The sequence below is a fragment of the Gluconobacter albidus genome, assembly GCF_002005485.1.
Classification (GTDB): Bacteria; Pseudomonadota; Alphaproteobacteria; order Acetobacterales; family Acetobacteraceae; genus Gluconobacter; species Gluconobacter albidus.
Map to the genome: position 1 here is coordinate 1,269,830 of NZ_CP014689.1, position 23,102 is coordinate 1,292,931.

Here is a 23,102-nt window from a genome sequence, read left to right on the forward strand (position 1 = left end):
CAGCTGCTTCCCCGCCGTCTTTTCAACTTAAAGAGCTTACAAAATCCGAGATACGTCGGCAGCCTTCCTTCAGGGTTTCCCGGTCGGTTGCATAGGAAATACGGAAGAACGGACTCATGCCGTAAGCTCCCCCCTGAACGGATGCAACCTGCTGTTCTTCCAGGAGAGCCATGACGAAATCTGCATCCGTGGCGAGATGACGTCCCTTGGGTGTGGTCTTGCCCAGGCAGGCGCCGATTTCAGGGTAGACGTAGAATGCGCCCTGCGGTGTATGGCACGTGACGCCCGGAATGGCGTTTAGCAGACTAACAACCAGATCGCGGCGGAACTGGTATTCGGCAGCACGCTCTTTCAGGAAATCCTGCGGACCTTCGAGGGCGGCAATGGCAGCGGCCTGCGCGATGGTGTTGATACCGCTGGTGGACTGCCCCTGCATGTTGTTCATGGCGGCAATCAGGTTCCGTGGGCCGCCACAATAGCCGACGCGCCAGCCCGTCATGGCATAGGCCTTGGAGACACCATTGACCGTCAGAACACGGTCTTTCAGGCGCGGTTCGACTTCGGCAATGGTGCAGAAGTCGAACCCGTCATAGATCAGGTGTTCGTAAATATCATCCGTCATGATCCAGACATGAGGATGCTTCAGCAGGACGGCCGCGATTTCTTCCATATCCTCGCGCGGGCAACATGCGCCAGTCGGATTGTTGGGGAAGTTCAGCAGCAGCCATTTGGTGTTGGGTGTAATGGCGGCATCCAGCGCTTTGGCAGACAGGCGGAAATTGTCTTCGGCCGGGCAGTCGATCTGCACAGGTCTGGCGCCACACAGACGCGCGATATCCGAATAGCTGATCCAGTATGGAGCGGCGAGAACAACCTCGTCGCCTGTGTTACAGGTTGCCATCAGGGCGTCGAAAATGATCTGTTTGGCGCCATTGGCGACGAGAATTTCGTCAAGGGCATAATCGAGATGGTTTTCGCGCAGGAACTTGGCCTGAACGGCCTTTTTGAGCGCGGGTTTTCCATCCTGCGGCGGATACTTGGTATCGCCCCCACGAGCGGCCGCGATGGCGGCCTCCACGACGTGGTCGGGGGTCGGGAAATCGGGTTCGCCGGAAGACAGGCTGACGATTTTGAGGCCTTCTGCCTTGAGTTCGCGGGCCTTGTCGGTCATGGCGGCAGAGGCCGAGACTCCAATTCCGTTCAGTCGATCAGCAAAACCGGGCATTGATGTCTCCATTGCCGCATAAGGGTAGCGCATACGCGAATGAACGTATCGTAAATCGTTTCGTAGGCGTCGAGATACTGCCGAAAATTGTCTGACCCTATATCACAATCATATGGGGTTGAATCGAAGTCGCAATAATAGGCTCGGGGTCCATCACAGCTCTGGATACCCGAAATGACGACATCCGCATCCCGGTCCGACGTTGCGGCAGACATGATGCCGCCACTGGATGGCTTCAGGGTCGAGAAAGACCTGCTGGGAGAGGCTTGTATCCCGAAGAATGCCTTGTGGGGGGTTCATACCAGCCGCGCAGCAGAAAATTTTCCCATCAGCGGGGAGCCCGTCGGAGCATTTTCCGATTTCATCCGGGCATTTGTGACGGTCAAGCAGGCTGCCGCGCGGACGAACAGAGCGCTTGGCTATCTGGATGAAGAGCGAGCCAGTCTGATCGAGGCGGCCTGCAGGGCCCTGCTGACCCGTGACGATTATCGCAACCATTTTATTGTGGACGTCATGCAGGGTGGGGCAGGGACATCCACCAACATGAACGTCAACGAAGTCATCGCCAATGTCGCGCTGGAACTGGCCGGCCAAAAGCCCGGTGATTACCAGATCCTGCATCCAAACGACCATGTAAACATGGCACAGTCCACAAATGATGTTTACCCAACCGCCCTGCGCCTGGGGCTTCTTACAGCAACTGCGCCTCTGCTTGAGGCCCTGGAAGAACTGGCCCGGGCTTTCGGAAAGAAAGCCGATGAATTCTCGGACATTCTGAAAGTCGGCCGCACGCAGTTGCGCGATGCGGTACCCATGACGCTTGGACAGGAGTTCAGGGCATTCCAGCATGCGATGGAAACGGAAATCCGTCACATACGCAGCCAGTGCGAAGCTTTTCTGACGGTCAATCTTGGCGGAACGGCGATCGGGACAGGCCTGAACACTGATCCCCGTTATGCGGACGCCGTCATCCGGGAGCTTGGAAAACTGACTGGTCTGGCCGTAACGGGAGCCGCTGACAGGATTGAAGCGACATCGGATGTTGGAGCTTTCGTCCTGTTCTCCGGCGTGCTCAAGCGGCTGGCGCTCAAACTATCCAAGATTTCAAGCGATCTGCGCCTGCTGTCGAGCGGCCCGCGGGCGGGCATTGGAGAGATTACCCTGCCGTCCGTACAGGCAGGGTCTTCGATCATGCCAGGCAAAGTCAATCCGGTCATCCCGGAAGCCGTCAATCAGGTGGCCTATCTCGTTGCAGGTTATGATGTCACGCTGAGCATGTGTGCTGATGGAGGACAGTTTCAGCTCAATCCTTTCGAGCCGATGATCGGATACTGTCTTTTTTCGTCCCTGAAGACGCTCACGGCAGCTATTAGGCTTCTGACCACAAAATGCGTCTCCGGAATTGCCGCGGACGCCGAGCAGTGCCGGTTTCTGTTTGAACGGAATATTGGTATCGTCACCGCGCTGGTTCCGCTTCTTGGCTACGATACCTGTTCCCGGATTGCCCGCCGGGCTCTGGCTGAAAACCGGAGTGTTCCGGAGCTTGTCCTTCAGGAAAAACTGGTGACTCAGGACGTACTCGCAGGTCTGCTTCGTCCGGAATTCCTGACGCGGCCCAATGTCGGACAGGTTGAAGCGGCTTTCAGGTAGATGCCTGCGTCCCCGGCCAGTTGCGTGATGATGCCATGGCCCTGGCCAGCTCGATGAGCCGCTCCCGGACGGCCACGGATGCCTCCGTTTCAGGAACCAGCTCGGGAATGCAGAGGGAAACATTCTCGCTGATGACCGGGTTGCGCAGGGCGTATATGCGCGACTGGCCTTCAACGGCAATTCTGCTCGCGACCGACCAGGGAAGGATGGTGCTCCCGATCCCTTCCTGAATGGCTCCCTGAAGCGTTGTCAGAGCTTCGATTTCCGCGACGATGTTCGGCTCCAGTCCTTTGCGCATGAATGCCATGTCGATCGCCTTGCGGACAAAGTTGTGCTTGGGCGGTACGAGAAGGGGAATCTCCGTGATATCTGCGAGCTGAACCGTGTTTTCGCCGTCGTGAGGAATGGCAAGCGCCTCCGGAGCAAGCAGGAAGAATTCCTCCTTCATCAGAGGCGTGAAGCTGACACCTTTCATGGGCCCCGAGCCATGTATGACGGCCATGTCCAGGCGTCCGGTCATGACGAGTTCGCTGTAAATGTCGTCAAAACTTTCGGTCAGATGCAAGACGATGCCTGGAAGTTCTTCCCGGATACGGCGCAGAAGCTCCACGGATAGCGTCGAGCCTGCGCTGTATGGAGACAGGCCGACCGAAACCTTGCCGACAAGGGGACCAGCCCCCTGGGTGATTTCGACCATGGCCCGGTCGAACTGTTTGCTCAGGATCTGGACGTGACGGTACAGGACGGAACCGGCAATCGTAGGCGTGACGCCACTTTTGCTCCGGATCACCAGTTTCTGGCGGAACGCGCTTTCAAGGGCTGCCAGTTGCTGGCTGAGCGCGGGCTGGGCGATGTTCAGTAGATCGGCGGCGCGGGAAATGCTGCCAAGATCAATGATCTTCACGAAGGCCTGCAAACGCCTGATATCCAACGGGCCAATCTCCTGATGTGACGAACTGTGAATCCAATACTCTGCCGATTGGAGAAAATGGTCAATGAATCCATCGGAATGCGATTGAACCCGACCACGGTACCAGCAGAGGGATTCCGAAAAATTCTCGTTGCGGGATTGGAATATAAATAATCCATATGACGCCAAAACATAACGTATCCGTACCATAAACTCATACTTCGTATCGGAATTCCGGCGACTTGAGAGGGATGCAATGTTGATTGGGTCAAATTGGAAACTCTGTCTGGTCGCAGGAGCTGCACTGGGCGCGTTCATGCCGGACAGGGTTCTTGCGGCATCGGCTTCAGCAACGGCTCCAGTGAAACATCACAGGGTCGTTGCCAAAAAAAGGGCAGGTGCTTCTCCTGCCCAAAGCAAGCCTTCGGTTCATCGTGCTCCGACGTCGCTTCAGGCGATATCAACGGAGAGTATTCAGGTCGGTGGACGGCAGACGAATTCGGTTTTCTCTCCGGTTACGGCGCGCCACAGCACGACGCAGGTGACTGTGGTGACCGGCGCTGAACTGCTCAAGACAGGCCAGACGAACGTGCTTTCCGCACTGGCGCAGGCCAACCCGGCCATCACAACGGCCGCGCTTCCAGGCGGTGGAGCGAGTGCATTCGTTCAGACGATGCAGCTTCGTGGCCAGTCTCCTGATGACACGCTGATTCTCGTCAACGGGCATCGCCGTCATATCGGCGCCAACTTCAACTCGAATGCCGGAACGAACTGGGGCAGTGAACCGAGCGACATTTCGCTGATCCCGGTCTCTGCCATTGACCATATTGAGGTGATTACCGAAGGGGCATCTGCCCTTTACGGACAGGATGCCATTGCAGGCGCGGTTAATATTGTCCTCAAACGCGACACCCATGGCGGCAGCATCAATTTCAAGAACAATGGTTATTACGCTGGCGATGGGCAGGGGCTCGACGGATCGGCCAATTATGGCATGGCTCTGGGCAATAATGGCGGATACCTCGATCTTGCCGCGCAGGTTACCCATCAGCTCCCCACAACGCGTGGTGGAGATTTCTATGGCACCCTCTTCAGCGATTCCCGAAACGAGACGGCCAATCGGGATGTCCAGCGGGGGCTTGGTCTTCCGAAGTCAACGCTGGAGACCCTGAGCGAGAACATGTCCCTGCCGCTTGGGCACGGCTTCAGTGCCTATAGCACCTCAACATTCTCGCACCGTCGCGCCAATGTCGCCGAGACGTATCGCAGTGCGGCCGATACGGATACCTGGATCAACACCAACCTGTATCCCAACGGCAACCAGCCCTATATCACGATGGACCAGTATGACTTTGAGACGGATAATGGCATCCGGGCTCACAAGTTTGGATTTGCCTGGGACGCCTATGTCACGTTCGGACGTGATGCGCAGAAATACGGGACCAAGGATTCAGAAAACGTTTCCATCCCCGACAGCACGCAGACGTCCTTTTATGATGGAGCGTCCATCGCAACAGAACTGACGAGTGGCATTCGCGGCTCCCGGTCGTTCCAGACAGGTTTCCTGCCGCGACCGGTTGATCTGAAATTTGGCGCGGAATACCGCCATGATACATTCCAGATGACCGAAGGTGAGACGGCATCTTGGGAAGGGCTGGGAGCTACGGATCATCCGGGGAACGTGCCGATGGCCGTCACCAACCAGAACCGTGACGTTTACGAGGGCTTTGCGAATCTGGACTTCTACGTCACTAAAAAATGGGAGTGGACACTGGGTGGCCGCGTTGCGAGCTACAACAACCTCGCCACTGTCGAAACGGGCTCGGTCGGCACACGATACAACTTCAACAAACGATGGGCTGTGCGCGCCAACGTCAATACCGGTTATCGTCCGCCAACGCTGGGTGAGATGTCCTATTTCTATTCCGCGCCTTACCCCGGCTACACGGTGGATCAGGTTCCCGCAAACAGCACCATCGCCAGATATCTCGGTTCCGGCACGATGAAGGGTGAATATTCCCGGAGTTACAGCATTGGTCTCGATGCTACGCCGGTGAATAATTTTCATGTCACCGGAAATCTTTATTACATTGCCATCAACTCCCGTCTGGGAAGCACGAAAACCTATAGCGTTGATAAAGACGATTCCGTCCTCATGAACCTGCTGGCGCAGAACAATCTTGAGAGCGCGACATCGCTTTCCTATTACGCAAACCTCTATAATACCCAGACATTCGGCGGCGACTTCAGCGCAGATTATACGCTGCACACGCAGCGTCTGGGGCAGTTCCGGTTTGCGATGGGAATCAATTTCTCGGATACCGAAATCCGCTCCGCGAAAGACAGCTTCGTCAACGAATATACCAAGGAAATCGTCCTGCACGCTGCTCCAAAAAACCGCGAGCAGATCAGCGTGAACTGGACCTATGGCAAATGGTCCGCATTCGTGCAGGAAATGCGTTACGGCTCGATCATCTACATGGCGGCTCCAACGGGGCCGGGCAGCGTGCCGTTCATGCAGAATCCGGCACTGCTGACCAATCTTGAAGTGGATTACAAAATCCTGCCACGCTGGAGCATCGGAGTGGGGGCCAACAATGTCGGCAACAAGTATCCGACGCGTGTGCCGTCTTCGATTTCCCATACGCAGCAGGGCCTGACGAAATATGCCTCTTATTCGCCTTACGGCTTCAATGGCGGCATGTATTACGTCAAAACATCCATCGACTTCTGAGTTACAGACAATCTGAAGCGGATTTCCCGGGAATGGCCTGAAGCAGGGTTCGGGTATAGTCCGATGCGGGGTGCGAAAAGATGCTTTCCGCACGCCCGTATTCTTCCTGCTGTCCGTGTCGAATGATGGAGAGGGTATCAGAGATCTGTCTGACAACCGCAAGATCATGGGATACGAAAACGAATGTCAGGCCAAGATCATTCTGTAACTCCGTCAGGAGTTCCAGAATGCGGGCCTGTACCGTGACGTCCAGTGCGGAAACGAATTCGTCCAGCACAAGAATGTCGGGTTCCGCAGCAAGAGCCCGCGCCAGAGCCACACGCTGGCACTGACCTCCGGAAATATCGGAAGGATACCGCTCAAGGATGTCGGGCTTCAGATGCACCCGCTCCAGAAGTGTGTGGATCCGCTGGAGACGCCATGAACGGTTTTCATTAAAATGGTTACGCAGGGGCTCCTCTATGATCCGACGAACCGTCAGCCGCGGGTCCAGCGAACTCCAGGGATTTTGATAGACAAGCTGCATGCTGCGGAACGGGCCCCGGTCGCCGGGGCGGCCACCAAAAGCATCTGCCCCATGGATCCGGACGCTTCCTGAAATCGGAGCAATCAGTCCCATAAGGCAACGCAGGATCGTGGTCTTGCCGGAACCGGATTCTCCGATAATGCCGTGGGTCGTGCCACGCTGCACGGTAAAGGAAACATTCCGCACGGTCGGACTTGTGCGCCCTCCGTGAGTCCTATGGGTGATGGTGAGGTTTGAGACCTCCAGGGCCGGAACCTGCGCCGGGCCGACCTTTCGCGCAGGAGGAGTTCTGGGATGAAAGGCAGGAGAATCCCTCAGGAGTCTGCGGGTATACGGAGAATGGGGTGCACTGAAGAGGCTGTCTGAAAGACCGCGTTCCGCGACAACGCCGTGTTGCATGACGACGACGTCATGCGCCCTGTCACGGGCGATGGCGAGATCATGGGTAATCATGAGAACCGAACAGCCGTTTTCCTCGCGCAGAAGGTCGAGCAGGTCCAGAATCTGACGCTGGACCGTGACGTCCAGAGCACTCGTGGGTTCGTCGGCAATAATGAGCCCGGGAGCGAGGGCAACGGCGATGGCAATGAGCACGCGCTGCTTCATGCCTCCCGAGAGTTCATGGGGAAACTGCGAAAAGCACCGTCCAGGATCGGGCAGCCCAACCTTCTCCAGAAGAGTCAGCGCGTGGTCACGACGCTCCTGCCGACCTTCGGAGGTGTGCAGACGCAGAATTTCCCCCACCTGTCGGCCGATGGGAATGCGAGGATCAAGCGAACTGCCCGGATCCTGAGGGATGAACCCGATCTGACGTCCACGGATGGTATTGAGGGTGCGTGACGATGCCGCAAGCAGAGACTGCCCGTTCAGGGTGATACTGCCACGATCAATACGCGCGGAAGGCGGTAACAGGCGGATGACAGCCTTGGCGATGGTGGATTTTCCGGAGCCGGATTCTCCGATCAGGGCTGTCGTCTTTCCGGGCAGCGCCGTAAACGAAATGCCGTTCACGGCGATCCTGTCACCATAGAAAATGGCCAGATCGTTTACGTCCAGAACAGGGGCTGGAGAGGTCATGGCCGTTCTTCCCCTGCGTTCGTCATGGCCTGGCTCAGGCGGTTGGCTGCCAGAGCGACGGTCAGCAGGGCGAGGCCGGGGAATGTGGTCATCCACCACGCTGTGGCCAGATAACCCCGTCCTTCTGAAATCATGAGCCCCCATTCCGGCGTTGGCGGAGGCGCGCTGTACCCAAGAAAGCCCAGAGTGGCGAGGGACAGGATGGCCGTGGCATAGCGCAGGATCCCCATCCCGAGCAGCGGACGAAAGGTATTGGGAAGGATATGCCATCCGACTATGCCCCAGAAACCGGTTCCTGACAGGCGGGCGGCCTCGACATAGGTCTGCGACCGTAGTGTCCGGACGAGGTTGCGGACAATGCGCGCAAAGCCGGCCGTCTGGCTTATACCGACGGCAAGAGCGGCATGAACCGGGCCAAAACCCGTCAGAATGACGACCGTCAGAGCCAGAAGAAGTTCAGGAATAGCGAGAAGGACATCAATGACACCCGAAAGCAGCGTGTCCACCGCAGGCCCTGACAGTGCGGCAAATCCCCCGATGACCGAGCCAAGCACAATACCGGTCATGGTCGCCACGAAAGCGGCTGGCAGCGTTTCGCGCGCGCCGTAAATGATGCGGGTCAGGACGTCGCGCCCAAGCTGATCGGTTCCACACCAGTGCGCACTATCTGGCGGCAGAAGATGTTCCGGAGCCACGCCTGTCGCCGGATCTCCGCTTGTCAAAGCGGAGGGCCACAGGATTGCAACCACACAGACCCCGATGACAATGGCGGAGAGCACAGAGAGGGGAGAAGGAATGGAAAATCGCTTCATGATCCGGACTTGCCGCCTCCGATCCGATGGGACATGCGCAAAGTCGGGTCAATCAGGGGAATGAGAAGATCAACAGCGAGGTTGGCGCCTACGAAACCTGCCGCACCAATCAAGACGACAGCCTGAAGAACGGCCACGTCCTGCCCCGAGACGGCATCCCGCGTCATTTGGCCCAGACCGTTCAGACCAAAAACGGTCTCGGTGACGATGGCGCCTGCAATCAGTTCCCCCAGCGACAGCCCTGCCACCGTCAGGGACGGAATGACGGAATTGGGGAGAATATGACGGAAGAAAACAGAAACCCGACTGGCCCCGCGTGTCCGGCTGGCCATGACGAAAGGAAGGCGCTCCGTTTCCTCGATTTGCTGGAGCAGAAGTTTGGCCTGAGGGGCTGCAACCGGCAGACTGACGGCCAAACCCGGTAAAAGCACACCTTCCCATGCCCCGACTCCGACGACAGGCAGCAGGTGCAACCTGAAGGACAGAACCTGAATGATAAGAATGCCGGACCAGTAGAGTGGAATTGCGCTCCAGAGTCCGGGGAGGGCATGAACGGCCTGTCGCAGGGCCCGCATCGGCAGAAGACTGGCCCCTACGGCAATCGCTAGGGTCCAGACGAGAGAGAGCAGAAACCCGACGCCTGCCAGCCGCAGAGTAACGGGAAGTGCCGTTGACAGCAGTTTCCCGACAGGAACGCCAAGCTGGACGGAATATCCGAAATTGCCATGCAGAACCTGCCAGAGGGTGTGAAAATACTGAAACACAGGGTTTGACGACCCGCTGTACAGAACGCGCATGGTTTCGATCTGCTCGGGCGACAGGCCAAGTTCAGGGTCCATGAAGCGGATCATGACGGCATCTCCCGGCATCATCTGCAACAGGATAAAAGTCAGCGTGAAGGCGCCCCAGAGGATCAGAAGAGCCCGACCGACCTGCACCAGGAAATGTCCGGCAAAGCCACGGTGTTCAGGGAAATGAGAGACATTCATGGGGCCGCAAACTCCAGATCCCGCAGAACCGGTCGGCCGACAGCCTCAAAGCGCAGGCCTTTCAAGTCCGGGGATGCTGCATAGACCTGCGGCTCTTCGAAAAGCGGGATGTCATAGGCATTGTCGATCAGATATTCCTGAACCGCGACAACCCGTCTCAGGCGTTCCTCACGATCGGTGATGGAGGCGATATCAAGCAGCATCGTGTCGAGAGTCTCGTCCCTGAAAGCACGGACTTTCGTGCTTTGTCCTCCCTTCTGAAGAAGGGAATCGCGGTTTCGTGGAAAGAATTCGCTCTTGAGAACATCGGGATCGGCCCGTCCCACTTCCGAAACGGTCAGGGGCGTTCTTTGCGGGTTGAGGTTGTCCAGAAGAACCCCTGCGGCAGCCCCGGACATGATGTCGAGCTGCACGCCCAGTCGACGCCATTGCTGGGCAATCAGTTCGAGCATGGTCTTGTTCTGGGGATGGGGCAGGGAGACATGAATTCCCAATCGTAACGTCTGTCCGTTGCGGTGACGCAGGCCATCTTCGCCCATTCTCCAGCCCGCGCTGTCCAGAAGACTCGCAGCAAGGGCAGGATCATATTTCAGTTTTTGGGAGAAATCGGCATATCCTGCGGCCTGTGAGGACAGGATCGAACGGGCTACGGGATAGTTCCGCGAATACAGAACACTCACGATTTCCTGCCGGTCCGTTCCATGGAGGAGCGCCTTCCGAACCCGGATATCCGCTACCAGAGGGTTATCGGGCCGGAAGGCAAGGCCGGTGTTCACGCCGCGAGTGGATGGTGCAAAAAGCCTGTATCCCGCACGGCGTATCTGTTCTTCGTCATAGGCTTCGACCTGCCGGATAATGTCGGCCTGACCTGCAAGAAGCGCTCCCACCCGAATACTATCCTCAGGAACGACCAGAATCTTGATCCGGTCCACCGTGGCTCTACCCTCTTCTGCTTTTGGCCCCCAGCGATAGTCTTGACGCGCGACAAGATCGACCTCCCGCCCCGGAATATCAGCTGAAACGACGAAAGGACCGGAGCCTATGATGCCTGTTGCCGTTCCCAGGTCATCGAACGGACGCCCCAGTGTCGTGGGAGAGACAATCCCCGAACCCAGAACAGACGTGGCCTGCAGAAAGCCGGGGGCAGGGTGCGTGAAATGGAAAATGACGGTTGTGGGACTGGCAACTTCCGCATGATCGAAATTGCTGATGGCTTCTGAAACCGGGAAATGAAGTGCCTGATTGCCTTTGCCGTATGTCTGGAAATTCAAGGCTACAGCCTGCGCATCGAGCGGCGTCCCGTCAGAAAACGTGACACCGGAACGCAGGTGGAATGTGTAAATCGTACTATCGGCATTCACGGACCAGTCGGTTGCCAGCCATGGTTTGATTTCAAGCGTTTCAGGATCCTGCCAGGTCAGACGATCCGTGATCTGGCTCAGAATGCCGCCGTTTGGATAGAATCCGCCAGCGGGAGGGTAGAGATTGGTATGCTCCTGTGGGTCCAGGTAGATGATCGTTCGGTCCGGGACCCGGCTCTGGGCCTGCGGAAAAGCAGAGAGCCCCGCAAGAAACACGGTTGCCAGCGCAGATCGTCGGACAGACACGGAGTGATGAACCGGCATTATCACCTTCAGGAGGGACTGCGTTGAGACGCGGGTAGGGAATAATAACTTAAATAAATAGTTGTTAATATGTATATCCTTAAATTCCCCATTTTGGAAAGATGTTTGGTGAAAATATTTGTTGCGCTCTCAGAGCGTCATTCAGGCGTCTTAACCCCCAGGACAAGAAGGGCGGAGCGTTTTTCCTGAAAAACAGGAAGCGGATCACAGACAAAAATAAACTATATATAGTAGTTATTATATTCATAAAACATTTCGGGTTGTTGTTTATGTCGAATCATGTTTATCAACATTGAAGACTGGTGATTCATCGCTGGCACAAACATCATATCCGATGGTGAAATAGCTATGCCGTATAGACGGACTCATGACTCTCTGCGGCGTTCCGGTTCAAGACCCGTATGGATTGCCACGACTCTTCTGCTGTCTCTGGGGGCGACCGGCGCCGCGATTGCCGCAGATGCAACAACTGCGTCGGAAAGCGAGCGGGACACACGGAAATACGTCAAGGCCAGACGCCCACAGTCTGCGGAACACAAGGCAAGTTCCCCCGCCAAATCACTTTCGCACACTGCTTCGACGGCGCCCGGAAGTGTTGAAGACCACAGCGGGGTCGAGCGGATCGTCGCGACAGGAAGTCAGGGCAATATCGCGCCCGCGTTCAGGGTTGCGACACCCACGAAAAGTACGGTCAGCGTCGCTATTGTTTCAGGGGCACAGCTTCTGCAGACAGGGCAGACCAATGTCATCGCAGCTCTTCAGCAGACATCGCCCGAACTGAATGCTCCGCCGGGAGGAGGTGGGGGCGCCTATTCAACAACGCCCACCCAGACGGTCATTCTTCGCAATCTCAATGCTGATGAAACGCTCGTCCTTGTCAACGGTGTGCGGCGGCACATCAGCGCTCTTGGCAACTGGGGCGATGGTCCCGCCAAAGGAACCGAGCCTGCGGATCTGAGCCTCATCCCGCTGAGCGCCATTGATCATATCGAAATCATTACAGAGGGTGCGACGGCTCTTTACGGGCAGGACGCAATTGGTGGTGCCATCAATATCGTTCTGAAGAGCGGTACAAAAAATGGTGGCACGGTCAACCTCATGAACAGCGGATTTTATGCGGGAGACGGACAGGCCGTTGAAGGCTATGGCGATATCGAGCACAAGATCGGCAATCAGGGTGGCGGAATTGATGTCGCCTGGCAGGTCCTGAACCAGCTTCCAAGCCATCGGGACGCGCTCAACACGGCCAAACTTTACGAGCTGCCACAGGATGCCGAAATGCAGCAGCGGGTCGGGCAGGATGTCAATCGTGTCGAGGGTGTCAGCAAATCTCTGGCTGAAGTCTTCAGCTTCAATGGTCATGTCCCCATTACCGACCGCGTGGAAGGTTATGCGACTGGCACTCTCGGACATCGCTCGACCGTGCGTGTCGGATTTTTTCGCGGGCCGGCCAATAATAATACCACCCGCGCTCTTTACCCTAACGGATACTCGCCACTTGAAACATTCGATGAACTGGATTTTCAGGTCAATGGCGGTTTGCGTGGGGTTCTGGCGCATGGGCTCGCTTGGAATACCTACGCCTCGTTCGGACGTGAGCGTGTGAACGAAAATGTCGAAAACGACGAAAACCCGACTTTCGGCGTGGATAGCCAGACGAACTTCCATCAGGGACAGATCATCGCATCCGAACTGATCGGGGGGGCGAAATTCTCAAAGAAGTTTGCAATTCCGCAGCTTGCGAAACCTGCCGAACTTAATTTCGGTCTGGAATATCGTCACGATACCTATCAGATCGGGCAGGGAGACTATCAGTCCTGGGCAACCGGACCTGTTCTTGTTGGACAAACGGGTGTCCAGCCGAGTTCAGGCGCCGCCGGTTATGCCGGCTTTGAGCCGCAGAACGCTGGCAACTGGTCCCGCGATATTTTTGACGGTCACGTCGGCCTCGATCTGTTCCTGACCCGGAAGTGGGAACTGACGATCGGCGGCCGTGCAGTTAGTTATTCCGACAAGGGGGCTGCTCCGACAGGTTCGATTGGGATGCGTTACAATTTCAACAAGCGCTTTGCTCTGCGCGCCAGCATCAATACAGGCTATCGGGCGCCGACCCTGGGAGCGGTTCATTACAACGCAACGTCAACTGGCCCCGGACAGGTGACGGAAAACCTGTCTTCGTTTGATCCGGTTGCCAGACTTCTCGGTGCAACCGGCGTCAAAGGAGAAACCTCCCGCAGTTATGACATCGGTTTTGATTGGACACCCATCGACTCTCTTCGCGTGACGCTGGACGGTTACCGGATCGACATCAATGACCGGATCGAGAGCACGACGGAATTTTCAGGCACCCGGATGAATGAATTCCTGTACAGTCAGGGAATTACCAGCAGCCCAACCGACAGAATATTCGTCAATTACATGACCAATATCGGCAACACGACCACCAATGGCTTTACGGCAAAGCTCAGTTACCAGTTTCCTCTCGCAAAACGCTGGGGCGTTCTGACAGGAAGTGTACAGGCCAATGTGGCGGACACCGAAGTAACGCATTACGCCGACACTCCCGGCGTTCTACAGCAGCTTGGGCAGACGTATTATGACAGCCTGTCGCGAAACAATCTGCTGAGGGCATCTCCAAAGAACAAGGAATCCTTTGCGCTGGACTGGAGCAGGGGGCGCTACAATCTCTATGTTCAGGAACAGCGCTACGCGGGGGTGGAATGGATCAATTATAGCGGCGATCCCTCCTCAACCTGGACACATATAAGACCACAGGTTCAGACCAACTTTGCTTTCAGCGCCCGCGTTGGGAGCGGTTTTACGCTGACGGCAGGGGCCAATAATCTGTTCAACAAGTTTCCCACCCGCGTGAAGACCAGCACCATTTCCGAAACCCAGGGCACAATCAAGTATCCGGAGACGGCCCCTGGCGGGTACGAGGGCGGATATTATTATGCCCGGATTGGATATGTCTTCTGAACTTTCCAGATACTTCAGATATTCGGATAGACTGATGACTACAATTTTTTCTTTCAAAGCAGATCCACCCCTAGATCTTATTGATTACGTGGTCGGAATTGATTCAGATTCCTGGCTGGATACCCTCAGGCGGGGGCGTGAGGTTTTGCGTGACAATGCGCAAAAGAGCGCTGAGCTGCTCCTCAATCCCCTGGAGGACGAAGAATTCCCGCAGACGCATCGACTGGCCGTCGCCGCCTTTGTTGCGGGACTACATGGCGATACGGCGATCTATCGCCTCTATCTGGACCTTCTTGAACGATCGGAACAAGAAAAGGAGCTGTCACCGGTTATCGAAAATCTGTCCCGGCAGGGAAGAACACTGGGGCCTTATGGAGCTTATCCAGCCGGTCCACTTTCAGGTGAGGATCTCAAGGGCTCTGAATTTGAAGTTTCGGACGTCAATGTTGACAGATCATTGGCGCGGGCTCTGGAGCACGCTCATTTCCTGACATTTCATCCCCGGGACGCCTCGGTACAGGCACTTGAAAGACTGAAAAAAGCCGGGTGGACTGACACGGGCATCGTGACGTTATCCCAGCTCATTTCATTTTTGGCGTTCCAGATCCGCGTTATTCATGGCCTGAGCGTGCTGCGCGATGTCGGCCCGGCAGCAGGTGCCACCCTTTCGGAGAACCCATCATGAGCGTGACAGAACAGACTGTTTCAAAGACAGACACTCAGGAACCCGACCGTTTTACAAAGGCTCAACTGGACTGGCACCCGTGGCTTGAGCCTCTTGAAGAAGGCAACCTGACTGAGGTCCATTACGAGGGGCTTGTAGACCGTGCACGGGCTAAATCTCCATATTTCAGGCTGCTGGCACGGGACCCTGAGATCCTTGGAGCCCGGACACGCAGCGACAAGGATATTTTCTACAATGTCTCAGGAGGATTGCCACGCAGGGAACGGGAGCTTGCGGCCACTGTTGTTTCGCGATTTAACGGATGCATCTACTGCGCTTCCGTCCACGCACGTTTCAGTGAGCGTCAAGGCGGTTCCCCAGAGGCTCTCGCCGCATTGCTGGAAACGGGGCAGCTTCCCCACGACACAGATCTGAAATGGCAGCTTGTGGAGGAAATCGCCCGACGTGTGTCTGAAACACCAGTCGGATTTTCGCATGTTCATATCAGAGTGTTGAGACAGGCCGGGTTTGAAGACGCGGAAATTCTGGATCTGATCAATGCCTCTTCATTCTTTAACTGGGCAAATCGTCTCATGCTTTCTTTGGGATATCCGACACTCCCGTCAGAGTAATCAATCGGCATTCCCTGCAGGAGATACCGATTGATTATGGAATATTTCATAGAGCACCAAACCATACCCTGAATCAGACTGAAAGTTATCTGGTCCGTGTCACAAAAACAGTTCGGTTTTTTTACCCGCCTTCTGGATGATGTCCCTGCCGCTCAGCGATATGCTCTTGCGCTGGAGCAGATCAGGGCTGCGGAAGCTTATGGCTTTCAGAGCGCTTGGGTTGCCCAGCACCATTTCCATGGGGATGAAGGCGGCCTTCCGTCCCCTTTTCCCTTTCTGGCTCATGCTGCTGCCCAGACGTCTCGAATTCGTCTGGGAACCGGCGTTGTCACGCTCGTCATGGAAGATGCTGTGCGGGTTGCGGAAGATGCTGTTGTTACAGACATTTTATCAGGAGGGCGACTGGAAGTCGGTTTTGGCTCTGGGGGAACCCCGACGTCTTATCCGGCATTTGGTGAAAATTTTGCGGATCGACATGCCGTTTTCAACCGAAAACTCCATACGGTGAAATCGGCATGGACCGGAGAAGAATTACCGGACGGCAACCGTTTGTGGCCGGGTGGCACGGGGCTTGAGAACCGTAGCTGGCAGGCAACGTTCTCCGTATTCGGGGGGGAGCGGGCAGGGAGCGATGGTGACGGATTGCTACTGTCGCGTACGCAGCCCCGCCGGCCGGAAAAACCGGATGCTTCATTGTGGGAATTGCAGGTTCCAATGGTGGAAGCCTACCTCAACGCCCTTCCTGACGGTCGGAACCCGCGAATTCTGGCGTCACGGTCGGTTTTTGTTGCCGATGATCGGGCCGAGGCCTTGCGACTGGCGGAAAAAGGCCTGTCACGTCAGGTGAGGAAATTCCGTGCCGCAGGCCATACGATAGATGATACGAATATTGATACCCTGATCCGCACCTTTGACGTGCACATTGGCACACCGGAAGAAGTCGTTGCTTCCCTTCTGCGGGACAGGACATTGGAGCATGCGACCGAAATTGCCATTCAGGTGCATTCCATTGATCCGGAACATACGTATATTCTGCGTTCTCTGGAGCTTTTCGCTACTCAGGTTGCACCTGTGCTGCACGAATATTTTTCCCGCACGAACTAACCTCCGGATCCCATCCCGCAAAGACGTGAGGCAACGCTTGTCCGCTTCGGCAGTTAAACGGAAAGGAAGTGTTTTCTTCTGAAAGCACCTGAACCCTTTCGGAGCGTTGTCCCATGCCTGATCATATCTCTCCGCAGTCCCAGACCCATCAGCCCGGTCTTGAAGAGCTGATGCAGCCCAAGGCCATCCATATCCGCCCTGATTACCGCGGAAGTGGCAAACTCGCAGGAAAGAAGGCCCTGATCAGCGGGGGAGATAGCGGGATCGGGCGTGCTGCGGCTATACATTTTGCCCGCGAAGGTGCGGATGTTGCGATCCTCTATCTGGAAGAGCATGAGGATGCCAAGGAAACGGTCCGTCTTATTGAAAAAGAAGGACGTAAAGGGCTCGCCATCGCGGGAGATGTTTCTTCCAGTCAGATCTGTAACGACGCCGTGGAGCACACGGTAAAGGAACTTGGCGGACTGGACATTCTGGTCAACAATGCCGGAGTTCAGATCGTGGAACAAGACATCGAAGCCATTTCCGATCAGGAATGGCAACTTCACATGGACACCAATATCAACGGCTATTTCTATCTTGTTCGCGCGGCACTTGCACATCTGAAAAAGGGCAGCGCCATCGTCAACACATCGTCCATTAATGCTTTTGCAGGAAACAAGGCTCTTCTGGCCTATTCCACGACCAAGGCAGCGGAAATGGGGATGACGCGGGCTCTGGCGCTTCAGCTGGTGTCGAAGGGCATCCGGGTAAATGCCGTGGCTCCGGGACCAGTGTGGACGCCGCTCCAGCCGGCAAGCTGGGGTGTTGTTGACCCGCAGGCGGTTGCCGACCTGGGGAAGGATACGCCGATGGGGCGTTGTGGTGATCCGGCCGAGCTGGGCCCAGCTTATGTTTATCTGGCAAGCGAGGATGCGTCGTTCGTAACGGGCCAGACACTGCATGTGAATGGTGGGATGATCATCAACGGCTGATAAAGCTCCTTATGTGCCTCTTGCAGCGGTTTGACTGCAAAAAGAGGCACAGACAGAGCGGTCTCGGTCGTCTCAATCCTTCGAACTGGAGTGTAGGTTCAAGGATCATCGGCCAAGGTATCAGCTTCACGCGGTCATTCTGGGTTTCACCATGAATAACTGACACGCCCATAAAAATAGCTCCCATCCAGCCCATATGCTGAAGCATAGCTGTAGTTCGGGTTCACCTGAAGGAGAGACTGGGCACCCTGCGCCAGTTTGCTGAGGGTCTGTGGACGGTGGTTGAAGACATTATTGCCGCCTGCTGAAACGCGGATACGGTTCGGGAAAGTATAGGACACATCAAAGTCCATCAACCATGCGGGAGCTACCGTTTGATCATAAGCGGCCCCGCGATCGCTCCAGAGCTGAGTTTTTGAATAACGTGAGACCCGGACGGTCGTGCTCCAGTTGTCTATGTTCCAAGTTCCGCTGAGACGAAGGGTATTGCGGGGATAAATCGCGGTAATGTTGCCGATCTGGCTGCGGTAGAGTGCCGTAACGCCAGAACCCAGGTTCACGTTCAGAGGATTGACCCTCATGATCTGGTGCTGTTGCTGGTTCATCATGACAGTCCACAGAACGCTTCCGGCTCGTCCGAAACTGCTGAGATAGTGCGCCTGAAGGTCAAGGCCCATGGCACGGGTATGAGCTGCGTTCCGTTCGTAAGTATAGCCGTAGTAGCGACCGTCGTTCGGAACGATACCCTCCTGATGAAGGATATTCAGTACGGTCGCGCCGGAAACGCCTGCGCCGGAGACAGAAATGGGAACGATCTGGTTGAAAATGTCGATACGATAGGCGTCCAGAGAGATATCAAGCCGTTTAAGAGGCGTGAGAACGAAGCCAGCACTGAAATTATGTGAGGTTTCGGGTTTGAGAGGCGTTGCACCGAGAGCCCGTGCACCAGCATTCGTGACGGAGGCGTAGTTCGTATAGGATTGCACGAGCTGGTTGGTGCTGGGCAGAATGGAATAATAAAGAGCCGTGCTCTGGTAATATTCCTGCTGGAGCGTCGGAGCATGAAAGCCATTACTGGCTGATCCGCGCAGTGCGATCCAGGGCGTGACCTGGTAACGCAGTGAAGCTTTCCCGCTCAGTGCGTTGCCAAAATCGCTGTACTGTTCATCTCGACCGGAAAGGGCAACCGTTATTTTGTCCGTCACTTTCTGGGTCAGATCGAGATAAAAAGCGCCATTCATCCGGGAATGGGTGCCCGCCTGAGAGGGAGAGGTTGCGCCCAGACCGGATGCGAAGGGAAGGGCGGGAGTCGCATTGGGGAAGACGTAGCTGGCAGGATTGATGTAGCCGCCATCCGCCCAGGCTGAATGCTCACCTGCGTCAACCTCGTACTGCTGGTAGCGATATTCAATACCGGCTGCGACCTGAAGAGGGTTTTTGAAGAGGCCTGTCCGGAATGAATGACGAATATCGAAATCCGCTGTCAGCTCAGAGTTCGCCAGAGATTGCAGGTGAAAATTGTGCGGACTGTCCGGGCCGAGCGAATTGTTGATGGTGTTCTGGATGCCGATGCTGCTGTCGTTACGACCGTAATTGACGCTGCCGTCCCAGTGCCAGCCGAAGAAGTCATCCCCTTTCAGCCCACTCGTAAACTGGAAATCATTATCCTCAGTCGTATCGGTCGGCAGATAGCCGTCCGGATAAATACTCATGATATTCTGTTGGGAGTTTGACGGCCGGTACCAGGCGGCGACGAAAGACGTGCGGTGGGTATAGGTGGCATAAGAATAAAACCGGATTTTCTCGTTCAGGGGAATTTCAAGATTATACGCCACACTTTGCCGCTCGGACTCCGGACTGCCTGAAATCTGGCGGTAACGGTTACCGTTTTCCCGAGGATCCTGCGATCCATCAGCAAGGAGCGGATATAGTAGAACCGGGCTTCCACCCTGCGTCCTGGGGACATAGCCACCATAATTCGTGGACTGGTTGCCGACAAATTCTGCCGTCAGATTCAGGTAGCCGTCCCGGCCTATTTTGAAGCCCTGATTGTAATTCAGGTTTCCGCCTTTGCCGTAATCTCCTAGCGGCCCAACGCTTGAGCCGTACTGGTTATATCCGACATCCACAGTACCTCCGTGATCTGCGGATTTGAGGATGATGTTGATCACGCCAGCGATGGCGTCGGAGCCATACTGGGCAGCCGCACCATCCTTGAGGATTTCAATATGATCGACGGCGCTCATCGGGATCATGTCGAGATCGACGGGAGACTGCCCCTGCATGGCGCCCCCATAGAAAACAGACGACATGGTATGCCGACGTTTCCCGTTGACCAGTACGAGCGTTTCATTCGCCCCAAGACCCCGCAGAGACATCGTCTTGGTAGTGAAGCCAAGCTGCCCCGGATAGCCGGGTGTGTTGTTCGCTGAAGGATCAAGGGCCACGAGAGCATTCTTCAGGCTGGTCTGACCGGTTTTTTTCAGGTCAGCCGCCGTGAAAATGGCAATAGGAGACATGCTTTTCGAGGCTTTGACGGAAGATCGTGTACCCGTAACGATTACCGCTTCAGGTGTCTGGGCGGTTGTGCTCCTTACAGTCTGCGCCCAACCTGTCACAGGTGGCAGAATGCCGGAAACGAGGCTTAACGGGACTGCCACATGTCTATTCCATCGAAGGATAGAGAACGAAGCCTTCATTTCGAATTTCCAAATATTTGGGTGAGTTCGTAAGTGTATAATCAATATGATTGATCCTTTTTTTAAGTAAAATGAGTTTATTAAAAACCAGAGTTTTAAATTATTGTTTTATGTAGACGGTATTTTCAGGTTTTCCCGCAAATTTCTGCTTTTGTAAGCCTGTTGTGTTAGGCCTCTCCTTCGAAGCTCTGGAACAACGAGCTCCACGAAATCATTGATTCCATCGGGTGCGGATGTGAACATGATGTTGAAACCATCGCAGGCACCTGTGCGATACCATTCCTCGATTTCATCGACGATAGACGCCGGAGTTCCCACCAGAAGGCGGTGTCCGCCGCGCGTGAAATTCTGGAGGATGTCTTTGACTGTGGGGCGCGTTTTCCGGATCCAGTCCACGATCAGGGACTGACGGCTTTTGTGGGTGTTGGTTTCTTCGACCAGACCCAATTCGACGGGTTTGTCTTCCGGCCACTGGGACAGGTCTGTCCCAAGGCTGGAATAGGATGAAATGGCCTGCAGGATATCGGCCTTGTCGAGATAACTTTGATAACGCTCAAATTTTTCGCGTGCTTCGCTTTCCGTCCTTCCGACAACAGGCGCGAGACCCGGCAGAATGCGGATATGCCGTTCATCACGTCCATAACGCGCAGCTCTCTCAAGAACATCGGCGCGGTAAGCGCGGGCGGCATCGATATCGTATTCGGCAGTATAGATGACTTCGCCTATGCGCGCGGCGAGCTCCTTTCCCGCGCCTGAGGCACCCGCCTGTGCCAGAATGGGAGGGTGTTGAATGGGAGGCGGCGCATTGAGCGGCCCCGCGACCTGAAAGAATCGTCCTTTGTGATTCAGGGGGTGCACGCGGGAGGGATCGAGCCACACGCCAGTGTGTTTGTCCCGGATGAAAGCTTCCGTCTCGGTGCTCTTCCACAATCCTTTGACGACATCGACAAATTCATGGGCGCGTTCATAGCGTAGAGCATGATCAACATGGGAAACGAGGTTGAAATTTTCGCCGCCGCCCGTAGCTGTCACGACGTTCCATCCCGCTCTTCCGCCACTCAGCACATCAAGAGAGGCGATACGCCGCGCGATGTTGTAGGGTTCGTTGAAAGTGGTTGAGGCCGTGCCGATCAGGCCGATATGAGAAGACGTAACCGCCAGCGCGGCAAGCAGGGTGAAAGTGTCCCAGCGCGCGAGGGCAGGAGTGCGGGCAATACGCGAAGGATCAGGGACGGGCAGGACGTTGTCGTAAAGAAAAATGGCGTCGAAGCGCCCTTTTTCCAGAGTTGCGACATAGTCACGATAACGTTCGAACGAGAGATCGGCGTCCGTGTCCTCACCCGGCGCACGCCAGGCATCTCCGTTGGTGGCTGAACCCGTAAAATAAGCCCCAAGAACAAAGGGCGCGCGCGTGCTGCGTAAAGCCGTCATGCAAAAGTCTCCTAAAAGGCCACGCCCGGATCGGTTACGGCTTTTGCGCTCCACGATCCGGGGATCATTTTGGTTGCGGTCATAAAATCAGAGACGCCCTGCTGTTTCCTGATGATGTCGGGTGTGATGGGCACGACGGTTGCCATCGAGGTCCGGACGACTTCGTGCGCGACGGGAAGGGATAGCCCCGTCTCTTTGCCCCATGCGGCGGCGTAGTCCTCCGCATGGGTGAGCATCCACTGATGCCCCTCGCTGAGAAGGCGGTTGTAGGCGCCTATGGCGTTCCGCTGATTTTGGAGCGCCTCATCCGTTGCGACAACATAGCTCAGACCACTCATCAGGCGGCCCCCGTTCACGATTTCCCGCGCCCCGTCATCAATCTTGGCGTCTGCGATATAGGGGCCCCATGTTGCCCAGGCATCGACATTGCCATTTTGCAGGGCCATTTTTGCAGCTGTGGGAGGAATGAAGACGAAGTGGACATCATCATCCTGCAGTCCTGCATCGCGGAGGGCTGCAAGCGTCAGATAATGTCCGGTCTGGCTTTTCAGGGTGGCGACAGAACGCCCTTTGAGATCGCGTACGCTACGGATGGGGCTGTCCTTACGGACGACGATCGCCGTCATCGTGCCATCTGTCTGGATGGCCGCAACCGCTTTGATCGGGCTGCCGCCGGCCTGTGCGAAAACGAGCGGGGCATCTCCGATCACGCCAACATCCACAGCACCTGCCGTCAAAGCCTGAATCAACATCGGAGCACCGGCAAAGAGGCTCCATTGCAACGGCACCGACGACCGCTCCGTCAGGCCCGCTGCAGTGAGGAGGGCTCTTGCCCCGCCTTTCTGGTCGCCGACATGCAGGGACGTTGCGGCAAGGGCACGAGAGGCGGAAAGCAGATTTGCGCCAGCCGCTGAGGATAAACCCGCAAGAAAGATACGACGACTGAATGACATGGGCGATCCTTGCTGAAAGAGGAATAACCAATTTCAACAGGGAAAGCAGACGGTGCAAAACGAGTTAGCTTTATCAGTATATTTGGAATTATTTGATAGTCTTCCGGTCTGCTGAAAA

General features: G+C 55.8%; 16 protein-coding genes. 7 read left to right on the top strand and 9 right to left on the bottom strand.

Translation table 11 applies throughout. The features are described 5' to 3' along the window. Positions 1–22: 22 nt before the first annotated feature. Positions 23–1,225 carry a pyridoxal phosphate-dependent aminotransferase gene (locus A0U94_RS05655; protein WP_077802739.1) on the bottom strand — a complete coding sequence of 401 codons (1,203 nt, stop codon included), beginning with the start codon at positions 1,223–1,225 and terminating at the stop codon, positions 23–25. Positions 1,226–1,399: 174 nt separating this feature from the next. Here A0U94_RS05655 and A0U94_RS05660 point away from each other — a divergent pair, with 174 nt between their 5' ends. Beyond that, entirely contained in the window at positions 1,400–2,875 is a 1,476-nt protein-coding gene (locus A0U94_RS05660) for an aspartate ammonia-lyase (protein WP_149026691.1), read from the top strand. Here A0U94_RS05660 and A0U94_RS05665 read toward each other — a convergent pair. Further along, positions 2,868–3,806 carry a LysR substrate-binding domain-containing protein gene (locus A0U94_RS05665; RefSeq protein ID WP_062029076.1) on the bottom strand — a complete coding sequence of 313 codons (939 nt, stop codon included), beginning with the start codon at positions 3,804–3,806 and terminating at the stop codon, positions 2,868–2,870. The two genes, A0U94_RS05660 and A0U94_RS05665, sit on opposite strands and share 8 nt — an antisense overlap. A gap of 235 nt (positions 3,807–4,041) precedes the next feature. On the opposite strand from A0U94_RS05665, the gene A0U94_RS05670 reads away from it, so the two are divergent. Next, complete coding sequence (locus A0U94_RS05670; RefSeq protein ID WP_077802740.1) at positions 4,042–6,519, top strand: TonB-dependent receptor plug domain-containing protein; 2,478 nt, start codon at positions 4,042–4,044, stop codon at positions 6,517–6,519. Position 6,520: 1 nt separating this feature from the next. On the opposite strand, the gene A0U94_RS05675 is transcribed toward A0U94_RS05670, so the two are convergent. From A0U94_RS05675 to A0U94_RS05690, 4 genes are read right to left on the bottom strand one after another with little or no spacing between them, the layout of a single operon-like run. Then, entirely contained in the window at positions 6,521–8,122 is a 1,602-nt protein-coding gene (locus A0U94_RS05675; RefSeq protein ID WP_077802741.1) for a dipeptide ABC transporter ATP-binding protein, read from the bottom strand. Continuing rightward, the gene (locus A0U94_RS05680) at positions 8,119–8,934 is read right to left on the bottom strand and encodes an ABC transporter permease (RefSeq protein ID WP_077802742.1); all 816 of its coding nucleotides are present in this window, start codon (positions 8,932–8,934) and stop codon (positions 8,119–8,121) included. Before A0U94_RS05680 ends, A0U94_RS05675 begins: the two co-directional genes overlap by 4 nt. Next, the gene (locus A0U94_RS05685) at positions 8,931–9,923 is read right to left on the bottom strand and encodes an ABC transporter permease (protein ID WP_077802743.1); all 993 of its coding nucleotides are present in this window, start codon (positions 9,921–9,923) and stop codon (positions 8,931–8,933) included. Before A0U94_RS05685 ends, A0U94_RS05680 begins: the two co-directional genes overlap by 4 nt. After that, on the bottom strand, positions 9,920–11,530 hold the full coding sequence (locus A0U94_RS05690; protein WP_244178087.1) for a TIGR04028 family ABC transporter substrate-binding protein: 1,611 nt from the start codon (positions 11,528–11,530) through the stop codon (positions 9,920–9,922). Before A0U94_RS05690 ends, A0U94_RS05685 begins: the two co-directional genes overlap by 4 nt. A gap of 366 nt (positions 11,531–11,896) precedes the next feature. Between A0U94_RS05690 and A0U94_RS05695 the strand changes: the two genes are divergently transcribed. The 5 genes from A0U94_RS05695 (at position 11,897) to A0U94_RS05715 (ending at position 17,901) form a co-directional block, all read left to right on the top strand. Then, positions 11,897–14,527 (top strand): TonB-dependent receptor plug domain-containing protein, encoded by a 2,631-nt coding sequence (locus tag A0U94_RS05695; RefSeq protein WP_244178088.1) that lies wholly within the window; start codon positions 11,897–11,899, stop codon positions 14,525–14,527. A 34-nt stretch (positions 14,528–14,561) separates the two neighbouring features. Further along, positions 14,562–15,212, top strand: coding sequence for a CMD domain protein (locus tag A0U94_RS05700; protein WP_077802744.1), 651 nt, complete (start codon positions 14,562–14,564; stop codon positions 15,210–15,212). Beyond that, the gene (locus tag A0U94_RS05705; RefSeq protein WP_077802745.1) at positions 15,209–15,823 is read left to right on the top strand and encodes an alkylhydroperoxidase domain protein; all 615 of its coding nucleotides are present in this window, start codon (positions 15,209–15,211) and stop codon (positions 15,821–15,823) included. The genes A0U94_RS05700 and A0U94_RS05705 overlap by 4 nt, the downstream gene beginning before the upstream one ends. Positions 15,824–15,919: 96 nt before the next feature. Then, positions 15,920–16,927 (top strand): putative FMN-dependent luciferase-like monooxygenase, encoded by a 1,008-nt coding sequence (locus A0U94_RS05710; protein WP_062028081.1) that lies wholly within the window; start codon positions 15,920–15,922, stop codon positions 16,925–16,927. A 113-nt stretch (positions 16,928–17,040) separates the two neighbouring features. After that, positions 17,041–17,901, top strand: a complete 861-nt coding sequence (locus tag A0U94_RS05715; protein ID WP_062028082.1) for an SDR family oxidoreductase — start codon at positions 17,041–17,043, stop codon at positions 17,899–17,901. Positions 17,902–18,047: 146 nt separating this feature from the next. On the opposite strand, the gene A0U94_RS05720 is transcribed toward A0U94_RS05715, so the two are convergent. The 3 genes from A0U94_RS05720 to A0U94_RS05730 all read right to left on the bottom strand — a co-directional run bounded on the left by A0U94_RS05720 (position 18,048) and on the right by A0U94_RS05730 (position 22,984). After that, positions 18,048–20,420, bottom strand: a complete 2,373-nt coding sequence (locus A0U94_RS05720; RefSeq protein WP_244178089.1) for a TonB-dependent receptor plug domain-containing protein — start codon at positions 20,418–20,420, stop codon at positions 18,048–18,050. A 288-nt stretch (positions 20,421–20,708) separates the two neighbouring features. After that, positions 20,709–22,031 (bottom strand): LLM class flavin-dependent oxidoreductase, encoded by a 1,323-nt coding sequence (locus tag A0U94_RS05725; RefSeq protein ID WP_077802747.1) that lies wholly within the window; start codon positions 22,029–22,031, stop codon positions 20,709–20,711. 11 nt (positions 22,032–22,042) lie between these two features. Beyond that, positions 22,043–22,984 carry an ABC transporter substrate-binding protein gene (locus tag A0U94_RS05730; RefSeq protein ID WP_077802748.1) on the bottom strand — a complete coding sequence of 314 codons (942 nt, stop codon included), beginning with the start codon at positions 22,982–22,984 and terminating at the stop codon, positions 22,043–22,045. Positions 22,985–23,102: the final 118 nt, after the last annotated feature.